At 49.3% G+C, this 12796-nt stretch carries 10 protein-coding genes and 2 rRNA genes; 5 read left to right on the forward strand and 7 right to left on the reverse strand.

What is annotated here, in order from left to right:
• Window positions 1–155 precede the first annotated feature (155 nt).
• From MHI06_RS04385 to MHI06_RS04405, 5 genes are all read left to right on the forward strand, one after another.
• A 23S ribosomal RNA gene (locus tag MHI06_RS04385) occupies window positions 156–3082 on the forward strand.
• Between the two features lie 76 nt (window positions 3083–3158).
• Window positions 3159–3275 (forward strand): 5S ribosomal RNA (gene rrf / locus MHI06_RS04390).
• Between the two features lie 237 nt (window positions 3276–3512).
• Window positions 3513–4136, forward strand: a complete 624-nt coding sequence (locus MHI06_RS04395; RefSeq protein WP_169482874.1) for a deoxynucleoside kinase — start codon at window positions 3513–3515, stop codon at window positions 4134–4136.
• Window positions 4133–4789 carry a deoxynucleoside kinase gene (locus MHI06_RS04400; RefSeq protein WP_340400584.1) on the forward strand — a complete coding sequence of 219 codons (657 nt, stop codon included), beginning with the start codon at window positions 4133–4135 and terminating at the stop codon, window positions 4787–4789. Before MHI06_RS04395 ends, MHI06_RS04400 begins: the two co-directional genes overlap by 4 nt.
• A gap of 328 nt (window positions 4790–5117) precedes the next feature.
• A complete protein-coding gene (locus tag MHI06_RS04405) occupies window positions 5118–5600 on the forward strand; it encodes a hypothetical protein (RefSeq protein ID WP_340400585.1) in 483 nt (160 codons plus the stop codon).
• A gap of 482 nt (window positions 5601–6082) precedes the next feature.
• Here MHI06_RS04405 and MHI06_RS04410 read toward each other — a convergent pair whose 3' ends face one another.
• The 7 genes from MHI06_RS04410 to MHI06_RS04440 form a co-directional block, all read right to left on the reverse strand.
• Entirely contained in the window at window positions 6083–6826 is a 744-nt protein-coding gene (locus MHI06_RS04410) for a MerR family transcriptional regulator (RefSeq protein WP_340400586.1), read from the reverse strand.
• A 331-nt stretch (window positions 6827–7157) separates the two neighbouring features.
• Window positions 7158–7823 carry a thiamine phosphate synthase gene (thiE, locus tag MHI06_RS04415; protein ID WP_340400587.1) on the reverse strand — a complete coding sequence of 222 codons (666 nt, stop codon included), beginning with the start codon at window positions 7821–7823 and terminating at the stop codon, window positions 7158–7160.
• The gene (thiD, locus tag MHI06_RS04420) at window positions 7823–8635 is read right to left on the reverse strand and encodes a bifunctional hydroxymethylpyrimidine kinase/phosphomethylpyrimidine kinase (protein WP_340400588.1); all 813 of its coding nucleotides are present in this window, start codon (window positions 8633–8635) and stop codon (window positions 7823–7825) included. The genes thiE and thiD overlap by 1 nt, the downstream gene beginning before the upstream one ends.
• Complete coding sequence (gene thiM, locus MHI06_RS04425) at window positions 8632–9444, reverse strand: hydroxyethylthiazole kinase (RefSeq protein WP_340400589.1); 813 nt, start codon at window positions 9442–9444, stop codon at window positions 8632–8634. The genes thiD and thiM overlap by 4 nt, the downstream gene beginning before the upstream one ends.
• 513 nt (window positions 9445–9957) lie before the next feature.
• Window positions 9958–11031, reverse strand: coding sequence for an ABC transporter substrate-binding protein (locus MHI06_RS04430; RefSeq protein WP_340400590.1), 1074 nt, complete (start codon window positions 11029–11031; stop codon window positions 9958–9960).
• A gap of 162 nt (window positions 11032–11193) precedes the next feature.
• Window positions 11194–12024 (reverse strand): ABC transporter permease, encoded by an 831-nt coding sequence (locus MHI06_RS04435; RefSeq protein ID WP_340400591.1) that lies wholly within the window; start codon window positions 12022–12024, stop codon window positions 11194–11196.
• Entirely contained in the window at window positions 12011–12778 is a 768-nt protein-coding gene (locus MHI06_RS04440; RefSeq protein WP_340400592.1) for an ABC transporter ATP-binding protein, read from the reverse strand. Before MHI06_RS04440 ends, MHI06_RS04435 begins: the two co-directional genes overlap by 14 nt.
• Window positions 12779–12796 lie beyond the last annotated feature (18 nt).

Below are 12796 nucleotides of genomic sequence, written 5' to 3' on the forward strand. Positions count from 1 at the left end.
CGCGAATTAGAACATTCCTTTTTAGCTGAACTTGTGTAAACAAGTTTCAATAAAAACGGTAGTTAAATTGCTTTTGCGATGGTATTGAATGGGAGCGACTTTTGGCTTTGCGCAAGCAAAACAAGGGAAGCGAGCAGTCAAAACCGGAGCAATATGGTTAAGCTACTAAGAGCACACGGAGGATGCCTAGGCGCTAGGAGCCGATGAAGGACGTGGCGAACAACGAAACTGCCTCGGGGAGCTGTAAGCAAGCTTTGATCCGGGGGTGTCCGAATGGGGAAACCCAGCTGGGGTAATTTCCAGTTACTCATAACTGAATACATAGGTTATGCAGAGGCATACCAGGGGAACTGAAACATCTAAGTACCCTGAGGAAGAGAAAACAATAGTGATTCCGTCAGTAGCGGCGAGCGAACGCGGAGAAGCCCAAACCAGAGAGCTTGCTCTTTGGGGTTGTGGGACGTCTCACATGGAGTTACAAAGGAACCGGTTAAGCGAAGAGGTCTGGAAAGGCCCGCCAAAGAAGGTAAAAGCCCTGTAGTTGAAAGTCTGTTCCCTCCGAGACGGATCCCGAGTAGTGCGGGGCACGTGAAACCCCGTATGAATCCGGCAGGACCATCTGCCAAGGCTAAATACTTCCTAGCGACCGATAGTGAAGCAGTACCGTGAGGGAAAGGTGAAAAGCACCCCGGAAGGGGAGTGAAATAGAACCTGAAACCGTGTGCTTACAAAAAGTCAGAGCCCGTTTTAGGGGTGATGGCGTGCCTTTTGTAGAATGAACCGGCGAGTTACGTTCCCGTGCAAGGTTAAGGTGAAGAGCCGGAGCCGCAGCGAAAGCGAGTCTGAATAGGGCGAATTAGTACGTGGACGTAGACCCGAAACCGGGTGATCTACCCCTGTCCAGGGTGAAGGTGCGGTAACACGCACTGGAGGCCCGAACCCACGCATGTTGAAAAATGCGGGGATGAGGTGGGGGTAGCGGAGAAATTCCAATCGAACTCGGAGATAGCTGGTTCTCCCCGAAATAGCTTTAGGGCTAGCCTCGGAAAACAGAGTCGTGGAGGTAGAGCACTGATTGGGTGCGGGGCCCGCAAGGGTTACCAAGCTCAGTCAAACTCCGAATGCCATAGACTTACTTCCGGGAGTCAGACAGTGAGTGCTAAGATCCATTGTCAAAAGGGAAACAGCCCAGACCATCAGCTAAGGTCCCCAAGTGTGTGTTAAGTGGAAAAGGATGTGGAGTTGCACAGACAACCAGGATGTTGGCTTAGAAGCAGCCACCATTGAAAGAGTGCGTAATAGCTCACTGGTCGAGTGACTCTGCGCCGAAAATGTAACGGGGCTAAACACACCACCGAAGCTATGGCTTGATGCTTTGCATCAGGGGTAGGGGAGCGTTGTATAAGGGTTGAAGGTGTACCGTAAGGAGCGCTGGACATTATACAAGTGAGAATGCCGGTATGAGTAACGAAAAGATCAGTGAGAATCTGATCCGCCGAAAGCCTAAGGGTTCCTGAGGAAGGCTCGTCCGCTCAGGGTAAGTCGGGACCTAAGGCGAGGCCGAAAGGCGTAGTCGAAGGACAACAGGTCGAAATTCCTGTACCACCGTAAGCCGTTATGAGCAATGGGGGGACGCAGTAGGGTAGTGACGCGGACTGATGGATGTCCGTCTAAGCAGTGAGGCTGATGTGTAGGCAAATCCGCACATCATTAAGGCTAAGCTGTGATGGGGAGCGAAAATTGTAGTAGCGAAGGTCATGATCTCACACTGCCAAGAAAAGCCTCTAGCCAGGTGATGGTGCCCGTACCGCAAACCGACACAGGTAGGCGAGAAGAGTATTCTAAGGCGCGCGGAAGAACTCTCGTTAAGGAACTCGGCAAAATGACCCCGTAACTTCGGGAGAAGGGGTGCCCCGGTAGTGTGAATAGCACGAGGGGGCCGCAGTGAAAAGGCCCAAGCGACTGTTTAGCAAAAACACAGGTCTGTGCGAAGCCGTAAGGCGAAGTATACGGGCTGACGCCTGCCCGGTGCTGGAAGGTTAAGGGGAGTGGTTAGGAGCAATCCGAAGCTGTGAACCGAAGCCCCAGTAAACGGCGGCCGTAACTATAACGGTCCTAAGGTAGCGAAATTCCTTGTCAGGTAAATTCTGACCCGCACGAATGGCGTAACGACTTGGGCGCTGTCTCAACGAGAGATCCGGTGAAATTTTAATACCTGTGAAGATGCAGGTTACCCGCGACAAGACGGAAAGACCCCATGGAGCTTTACTGCAGCTTGATATTGAATTTGGGTACGATCTGTACAGGATAGGTGGGAGCCTTTGAAGTGTGAGCGCCAGCTTGCATGGAGGCAACGTTGGGATACCACCCTGATCGTATCTAGGTTCTAACCTAGTACCGTAATCCGGTACGGGGACAGTGTCAGGTGGGCAGTTTGACTGGGGCGGTCGCCTCCTAAAGAGTAACGGAGGCGCCCAAAGGTTCCCTCAGAATGGTTGGAAATCATTCGAAGAGTGCAAAGGCATAAGGGAGCTTGACTGCGAGACCTACAAGTCGAGCAGGGACGAAAGTCGGGCTTAGTGATCCGGTGGTACCGCATGGAAGGGCCATCGCTCAACGGATAAAAGCTACCCTGGGGATAACAGGCTTATCTCCCCCAAGAGTCCACATCGACGGGGAGGTTTGGCACCTCGATGTCGGCTCATCGCATCCTGGGGCTGAAGTAGGTCCCAAGGGTTGGGCTGTTCGCCCATTAAAGCGGTACGCGAGCTGGGTTCAGAACGTCGTGAGACAGTTCGGTCCCTATCTGTCGTGGGCGTAGGAAATTTGAGAGGAGCTGTCCTTAGTACGAGAGGACCGGGATGGACGTACCGCTGGTGTACCAGTTGTTCCGCCAGGAGCACCGCTGGGTAGCTATGTACGGACGGGATAAACGCTGAAAGCATCTAAGCGTGAAGCCCCCCTCAAGATGAGATTTCCCAGTATGTAAGACCCCTTGAAGACGACGAGGTAGATAGGCTGGGGGTGGAAGTGCAGCAATGCATGGAGCTGACCAGTACTAATCGGTCGAGGGCTTATCCAATAGCAAGTGATAATTCGCGTGTTTCGTTTCGAATCTAGTTTTCAGAGAACAACAACTCTGAAATGTAAGCTACGCGTTTGGTGGCGATAGCGGAGGGGTTCCACACGTACCCATCCCGAACACGACCGTTAAGCCCTCTAGCGCCGATGGTACTTGGACCGCAGGGTCCTGGGAGAGTAGGACGCCGCCAAGCAATATAAAGACACACTTGATGATATCGAGTGTGTCTTTTTTGTTTTTATTACATTGTATACAACGTGTTATTTTATTAATTACGTATGTGACAGAAGGTTTGCATCGTATTGGATCAGATTTGACTTGTTTTATACATAAAATACTGGCGTTCCAATCCTTAAAGCTGTGATACAATAGGTGAGGTCTATATAGAAAACGGAAACACGCATAAGTACGAGGAGGAACAGTGAACACGATGAAATCAGCCCCGTTTATTGCCGTGGAAGGTCCGATCGGAGCGGGGAAAACAACGTTGGCAACGATGCTTTCCCAAGAATTGAACCTTCCGCTGGTTAAAGAAATCGTAGAAGAGAATCCATTTCTGGCTTCCTTTTATCAGGATATCGACGAGTGGAGTTTCCAATTGGAAATGTTTTTTCTGTGTAATCGGTTTAAACAACTGGAAGACACGGGCGCTCATTATGTAGAGCAGAATACCCCTGTCATTTCGGACTACCATATCTATAAAAATATGATTTTTGCCGATCGTACCTTAAAGGGAACGAAACGGGATAAATACCGTCAAATCTATCATCTGTTAACGGATGATCTGCCGAAGCCTAATCTGGTGCTCTATATTGAAGCTGAACTCGATACATTGATGTATCGCATTAACAAACGTGGGCGCTCATTTGAGCAGGACATGGACCCGGCATATATGGAACAACTAATCGTCGATTACAAAACAGGCATGGACTACTTGGCGAATAGCTCAAATCCGCCAGTAATCATTAAGGTCAATGCGGAGCAACTTGATTTTGTGGAACATCCTGAGCACTTCAGGCAGATTGTTAATCAGGTAAAGGAGTATATCATATGAATAACTATGGCATTCCAGCGAATGCATTAATTACAGTAGCGGGTACGGTTGGGGTGGGCAAATCCACGTTAACCGCTGCACTTGCACAGCGTTTGAATTTCAAGACCTCTCTGGAGCAAGTGGATCACAATCCTTATTTGGAGAAGTTCTATCATGACTTCGAGCGTTGGAGCTTTCATTTGCAGATTTATTTCCTGGCAGAGCGCTTCAAGGAGCAAAAGAAGATTTTTGAACTGGGTGGCGGCTTCGTACAAGATCGTTCCATCTATGAAGATACAGGCATATTTGCACAGATGCATGCGGATCAAGGAACCATGTCTGCTACCGATTTTGAAACATACAGCAGTTTGTTTGAAGCGATGGTGATGACACCTTATTTCCCACATCCGGATGTACTGATTTATCTGGAAGGCAGTCTGCCATCGATTTTGAGCCGCATTACGGAACGCGGACGCGAGATGGAAATTCAAACGGATCGTTCGTACTGGGAGCACATGCATGAACGCTATTCGGTATGGATTAATCAGTTTACGGCCTGCCCTGTGCTACGTTTGAACATTGATGAGTATGATGTTCATGATCCAGCATCGGTGGATGCCATTTTGGCACAGATTGCAGCTGTCATTCAGCCTTCCAAGGAAGCGCAAATATAAGATAGAGAGAGCTTTTTAATGTAGTATTCTCGGTTACATTGGCTATATCTATGATAGAGATTCGGACAACATCCCTTCTACGGCTATTATGCTGTTGGAGGGATGTTTTTTTATGTGCCAAGGGAATGATTATGAGAGGTTTGTGGACAAAACTAAAATATATTCGAGCGAATAAGGAAATGGATGCTTAATATATCTTTTCTATTATGTAAATACATGGTCACCAAAAGTAGAAAAATGTTGAATAATAGGTCTTTTTGTGGTTTCATAGGAAAGGTGAATTCTGGAAAAGAAGCATATGCATGACTCAGGAGGGAAAGACAACAACGTGGAAGAGAAACAAGGAGTTAAAATCGGTATGCCAATCATTGGTGGCTTAATTGTAGCCATTCTGGGAGGCATCGTATGGGCAGCTATTGCTGCAATGACCGAGTATGAGGTAGGACTAATTGCGATTTTAATTGGAGCGCTCACAGGCTACGCGGTCGTTTTGTTCTCGAACAAACGAATTGCGACGGTACATAAAGTCATTGCCGTACTTTTTGCGCTCGTCGGCATTTTGTTGGGGAAATATCTGACGGTGGTTTATTTTACCTCCGAACTGTTTGGTGATGTAAGCGTGATGGAACTTGTGTTTGATAGCGAGATGATCAGTGCGTTTGTGGAAACCTTCCAGGAGTATTTCAGCCAACCGATTGATTTGTTATTCATCGTGCTTGCGATTGTGTCTGCATGGCAGATTCCTGGGCGGATGGCGAGAACCAGTTTAGCTACGGATGCATCTTCATCGGATCACGCGCCAAGAGCTTAATGGGATAGACGGCGGACGATGGCAGCAAATGAAAAACATAGTAAGAGCAATCTACTTTAAAAGATATTCATAAAGTACTCAGAGTGAGCAGCAGTTAGGCTTGTTCACATTGCGGCTGGATTACTTGAAGACACAAAAGGGACGTGACGCTTGAGAGAGCGGACGTCCCTTTTATGTATCTACTGGGCAGTAGGCGGATATCGCTCATAACGGCTGTAGTAACTCGGATCGATTCAATTTATTTAAAACGTAGCCCTAGTATATATTCAGCACTTTCATAAGGTTAATTACAAGAAGGATGGTCACCACAGGAGGAAGCTTCGAATGCCCTGATGTTATTTACAGCGAATAAAGCTGATGACAAGAGATTACTTTTACCACTGCAGATTGAGGTCTAAGTTCCAGACTATTCTTTACAGCGCACCTCTGATTGCAATGAGCGTTGAATAATACTACTGTATGTGGTTGAAGACAAGTCTAAATTATTTGTTTTGATCAGCAAATATAGCCATGGTATCTCTCATAAATACTGCCAAACCATCGCCAAACTGGTCAATATTGTGTGTGAAGCGTTCATCGTCCACGTACATTTGACCGAGTCCTCTGAAGGCTTCAGGTGAGTAGCTTCCCATCTGATTCAGCCAGGTGTACCATTCTTGAATACCGGCCTGTGCCTCGGCAGATGCTGGTTCTGTGTGACGAAGTACGGCCAGACGTTTGTAGATTTCGTTCATTTGTCCGGATAGAGCCTTGTGCTCTGTGTTTAATTTACTGTTCAGCTTCTGGTTTGCCTGATCGACGGAATGGTCTCCCCAGCGCTCCCGCGCTTCCTGTTCAAATGGATTTTGGCTAAAATCAAATCCTTCGAATTGTTCTTTGGCTGTCATTTTAATCTCTCCTCTCACGTGTAAAACCGTTCTATCGATGGTAGCAATCATTTGGTCCAAGCGTTGTCGCTTCTCCAATAAAATAAGTCGATGCATGTTTAGTGCTTCTTCTGGATTGAAGGAGGGGTTGGTTATAATGTTTTTGATCTCCTTCAGAGAGAAGTCGAGTTCCTTAAAAAATAATATCTGCTGCAACCGTTCCAGGTTGGCATCTGAATATAATCGATACCCGGCAGAAGTCACTTCGTCCGGGGTTAATAGTCCGATCTCATCATAGTGATGCAGTGTGCGCACACTGATCGAGGCGAGTTCGGCAACTTCTTTTACTTTCATAGCCATGTGAGAAACCTCCTTACAACATCGATTGTACAGTGTCACGTTACGTGAGAGTCAACAGTTGAAAATAAAAAAACAAGATGCGAGCATGAAGGCTGCATCTTGTTTATGGATTGATGACTGGATGTGAATAGGTGTGAATAGATATGATGAAATTATTGTATCATCCAGTCACTGTAGGAGAGCGGCTGTGCTTCTATGTCGAAGACATGGGCTGCTGCCGCGCCGCAGGGGGGGGAGGCTCCTCTGTCATGGAGAGGAGAGCGAACGGTTTGTGTGGGCTGCACCATGTATTCAGTGCAGCCCACGGGGCTGGCAGTGCAGGGAAGCATGGCTACGCCTGCATCCCGCGCACTGCCGCAGCGAACTGCGCAGCCGCTGCGCGCACGTCGGCCGCGCCCGCGATGGCGGAGATAACGGCTACGCCGTCGGCTCCAGCCGCCATCACGGCGGCCGTGGTATCGGGCGTAATGCCGCCGATACCCACAATCGGAACTGCGATGCCTGCGGCGCGCAGTTCCGCCAGCCCCGCGGGGCCCAGCACAGCGTGGGCATCCGCTTTGGAGCGCGTCGGGTACATGGGCCCGACGCCAAGATAGTTGGCGCCCGCCTGCACGGCACGGCGCGCCTCATCCACAGAGTGGGCGGATACGCCAAGCATCCGCCCATCTCCAATGCGGGCGCGTACTAGCGCCGCGTCCGCATCTTCCTGGCCGACATGCACGCCGTCGGCCTCCACCGCTACAGCCAGCTCCACATCATCGTTCACGATGAACGGGACCCCGTGCTGGCTGCATACCTCGCGAAGCCGCATCGCAAGCTTGATGCGAGCTTCGCCAACCAGGGCGCCAGTTCCCTTTTCCCGGAACTGGAACAGCGTGATGCCGCCAGCAATGGCCTGGCGCAGCACTTCCACAGGGTCTTGCGTTATATTGACGCTGCCCATCACTAAATACACCTGCATCGCGCGTCGTACCGCTTCTGCATCCCAAGGGCGCATCACTGCTCACCCCGCTGTCTGCGCTGATACGCAAAATGATTTGTTGGCCCATGTCCGGCCCCAATCCCCAGCTCATCTTCGATGGCTGCCTGAATGAATGCTCGCGCGGTCGTAACGGCAGCCAGAACAGGTGAACCCTTGGCTAACTCTGCGGTAATGGCTGCAGAGTACGTGCATCCTGTTCCGTGTGTATGACGTGTTACCACACGAACATTCTCCAAGTAATGAAAAGACTGCCCATCGTAGAGCACATCCACGATCATGCCACTTCCTTCATCATGACCACCTTTGACCAAAGAATAAGTTGAGCCCATCTGTACAATCCGTCTTGCAGCTTCTTCCCGCTGGCTCAGATTGGTGATAGACATCCCGGTAAGCAGTTCCGCTTCCGGAATGTTGGGTGTTGTGATCAGGGCATGGGGCAACAGATCGGTAACCAACGCCTTTACAGCTTCCTGCTGGAGAAGGGGGGCGCCACCTTTGGCTACCATCACAGGGTCGATGACCAGATTAGCCCAACGGTATTGCTGCCATTTCTCAGCCACTAGACGAATAATCTCGGCACTATATAACATGCCGGTCTTCGTTGCGGTTGGTTGAAAGTCTTCGCCGGTCGAGTCCAATTGCTGGGCAATGCCATCGTAAGGGATGGGAAAAACGCCCTGCACACCTGTTGTATTTTGGGCAGCAATAGCGGTGATAACGGTCATGCCGTATACACCAAGTTCTTGGAATGTTTTCAGATCGGCCTGAATGCCTGCGCCGCCCCCGTTATCGGAGCCTGCAATGGTTAGCGCTTGAGCAATACTCATACTGCACCTCCACGGATCTGACGGATCTGTGCGCGTTCTTCCAAGAGGTCTGGTGTTACTTGTGCCAGTTGATTCAACAATTCAATCTGGAAGCTGCCCGGCCCCTGATGAGCTGTCCGCTCTGCCGCCAGTTCAGCTGCTACACCATAAAACGCTAGCGCTTCAACAACACTGCCTAGAAGATCGGCTCCTGATTCCGCTATGGCTGTAAAAGCACCAATCACTGAACTGAGCAGACAGCCAGCACCTGTGACCTGAGTGAGCAGGGCATGACCATTACTCGTGAGGAATGTGGATTGTCCATCAGTAATGATATCCTCTTTTCCCGTAATGACCACGACACAGCCAAGTTGTTGTGCTGCCCGCTCAGCAATTCCAATCCGGTCACCTTCACCTGATCCTGCGTCGACACCTTTGATGCTCCAGCTCTCACCGATGACATTAGCGACTTCCGCCACATTGCCGCGCAGTACCGTGAGACGAAGTTCACGAACGAGCATCTGCACGGTTTCCGTCCGATAGGTGGTTGCCCCTGCGCCGACGGGATCAAGCACCACAGGTACATGATGTATATTAGCCGATTGACCTGCAAGTCGGATCGCCTGAACGACTTTGTCATCGAGTGTACCAATGTTGAGTACTACAGCTCCTGACATCTTGGCGACATCAGCGACCTCTTCGTGAGCATAGGCCATAAAAGGGGACGCACCGAGTGCAAGCAGACCATTGGCTGTGAAGGGAGCCACGACAAGGTTAGTGATATTGTGTACCAGCGGATTTTGCGTACGAACACGTTCCAGATAAGACATATAATTTCCTCCTTGTTTTGAAGTAACCCGATCGGCGGAAGTCCGATATCTGGAGTCACTCAACAGAATAATAGGATATGAGTTGCCTTGTTGAGTTGGGGCGCAGAGTCTAACAACAGCCAGATGCATTAATGCGGGAAAAGCAGAAACGTAAAATCTAAATCAATTTCATAACTCACTAAAATGTATTTTTGGAACTGGATATAGACAAATTGAATCATTCTGATCGATATCTAGCGAACCAATAAAAAACGAAACGATACAAAATACAGAAAGTGAACAGAGTGAATTTCTCCAAACTCAGGCAAGAGATAGTATGATGGATGTTAGCATCCAACCAGTGTCTTGAAGTCTAGGCTGGTCGATACCCAACTGATTGGGGCATGATTGGGGTACGACTGGTCAGACGATGTTTCTAAAGAACACAGGACGTCTTATTTGGCTGTCAGGTCCTCCTTTTGAAATGTAAGGAACTTCAGTCACTTTGTCTTGATTGTCTTTGCTCTCCTTTACTTACTCTCCGTGCAGAGTAATAAAAGCATCCTCGGCTTTCACCGATTCAGGAATCAAATCCTTTTCAACGAGCCATGCACGTACATTCTCCCACGATTCCATTTCCTGCCGGCCAAACGGTTGACCTTCTTCATTCATGAGTGGCAGTAGAATCGCCAGGCTTTTGGTTTCGATCTCCGGGTCAAGTGGAGAGGTTTCATTCTCATGAGCGAGCAGAATATTCAAGGCTTCTTCTGGATGCTCCGTTACATATTTCTGTCCTTCCTGGACCGCTTTGACGAACTGGGTAAGTTGGTCTTTTCTCGCTTCAATGCCAGCTTCACTCGCGGTCAGGACCAATTCATAATAATCAGGCACACCATAATCGACGGGGTTAATTGATTTCATGGCATGTCCTTCTTTCTCCAAAATCAATTGCTCATGGTTAATAAAACCACCCATAATCGCATCCGCCTGTCCGGAAGCCAGCGAAGGAATCAGATCGAACCCAACGTCGACCAGATTCATGTTGTCGGGAATGCCGCCATCGTGGCTGATCATCGTACGTACCATCGCTTGGTACAGAGGAATGGAGGAATAGCCGACAGTTTTTCCTTCAAGATCTTTAGGTGAACTCACGCTGCCATTCGCTTCGGTCAACAGATGCACAAGTGGGTGCCGAACAACAGCAGCAATGGAACGTACAGGAATGTTCTCCCCACGAGCGAGCAAAATTTGGGGCTGGTAGCTTAGGGCCAGATCAATTTTTCCGGCAGCAACAAGTTTGAGTGAATCATTGGTATCCGCAGGCATCTGAATTTCGACATCCAGACCTTGGTCTGCGAAGTATCCTTTTTCCTGAGCAACATAGATGAAGGAGTGTACTGCATTCGGGTACCAATCGAGCATGATGGACAGTTTATCTTTGGCATCTGATTCTGGTTCGGTTGCAGACAAATTTATTTGCTGTGCATTGGTTGCTGAATCTGTTGTTGGCGTATTTTGGCTATTGTCTGTGGTGCTGCATCCGCTAACGACCAGCAACAGGCTTATGAGCATGATGGGAAGCAGGGAGTATATGCGCTTGGTATTCATAATTGGAGTTCCTCATTTCATCGTTTTAATTTGTAGAAAATGGACAGCAGCATGTTAACGGACAATGTAACAATGTACTGATTAAAGTTTGCTGCTGAAATTGTACGTAAGTATGTTTTGGAAACCGTAATTCCTATACTTAAATCAAGTTTCTCTCGAAGATTATTCAACTTTTCTTTTGCCTTCATGACGATGACGCTGGATGCTAAACCGTTTCTCTAGCCAGGCAATCAGTACAAACAAAACGATACCCAGCAGGGATAACAGTACAATAGCGGCAAACATCGCATCCGTGTTCATGTTGCTGGACATGCGGCGGCTGAAGTATCCGAGACCTTTGCTGCCACCAAGCCATTCGCCAATCGTTGCACCAACCACGCAGTACACCACAGACATCTTTAGCCCCGAGAAAAAAGAGGGAAGTGCCAGTGGAACCTGGAGTTTGCGAAAAATATCCCACTTGCTGGCGCCCATGGTGAGCAGCAGTTCACGCTGCTCCGGATCGCCTTGGCGGAGTCCATCATAGGTACTGACCACAATGGGGAAGAACGCGATCAGGAACACCACCGCGACTTTGCTCCACAGCGTGTAACCAAACCACAGGATGAAAACGGGTGACAAGGCAATCAGCGGGATGGTCTGACTGATCACGATGAAGGGATACAAGGCCTTTTCAATCGATCGGTTCATATGCATGCCTGTCGCCAGCATAATTCCGGTCACTATGGACAAGCCAAAACCAACAAGAACCTCCATAAAGGTAGCAGGCAGATGTATGGTCAGCAGCAGACGGCGATGCTCAATTAGTGAGCTTGCAATGGCCGTGGGTGCAGGAATGATGAAGGAGGGCACCCATCCCATACGCACAATCGTTTCCCAGATCGCCAGTAAAGAGAGCATGAGCAGAATAAACAAACCATATTGGGAAAAGGACTTCGACATCCACTTCGAACACCACGTCCAGACGCTAACCTCGCCTCTATCGCTTTGCATGCAATTGTTCCTCCAGTTGTCGTCTCATCTGCACGAGAGCCGGTTCGTAGATCATGTCCGAATGCCTTGGGCGTGGTAAAGGAACCGTCATCTCCCGCAACTGCTGACCTTGCCCCCCTGGAGTTAACAGAATGATACGGTCACTTAACAGCAGGGCTTCTTCGATGTCATGTGTAATGAACAGCACGGTTTGTCCAAAGTCCTCCCACAGCTCCAACAACCAGCGATGCATTTCTCGTTTGGTTAAAGCGTCGAGTGCACCGAAGGGTTCATCCAGCAACATGAGCTGCCCGCCTGTAAGCAAGGTACGCAGCAGTGCCACCCGCTGCCGCATGCCGCCGGATAACTCATCCGGATAGGCCTGTTCATAACCCGACAGGCCGAACCTTGCCAATCCTGCGATGATATCGGCTCGTAGTTTGTCATTGTCCTGTCGGCCTCGTGCAAGCTCGGCAGGCAGCATGCAGTTCTCCATGACGGTACGCCAGGATAACAGCAGATCTTTCTGCGGCATATAGGCGACTCGTCCGAGCCGTTGTCCTTGCGGTACATCAGCAATATCTATGGTACCGATGGTGGGCTCATGCAAGCCTGCAAGCAGCTTGAATAGCGTGCTTTTACCTGATCCGCTAGAGCCGATGAGCGAGACGAATTCGCCTTGTTGAACCTGAAGCGACACATTGGCGAGTAAGGGTGAATCCTTTTTTCCTGGAAAAGCGAAGCTAACGTTCTCAATGGTTACATGGTTGGTCATCTGATCCTCACCCCCTTA

Source organism: Paenibacillus sp. FSL H8-0079 (assembly GCF_037991315.1).
GTDB lineage: Bacteria > Bacillota > Bacilli > Paenibacillales > Paenibacillaceae > Paenibacillus.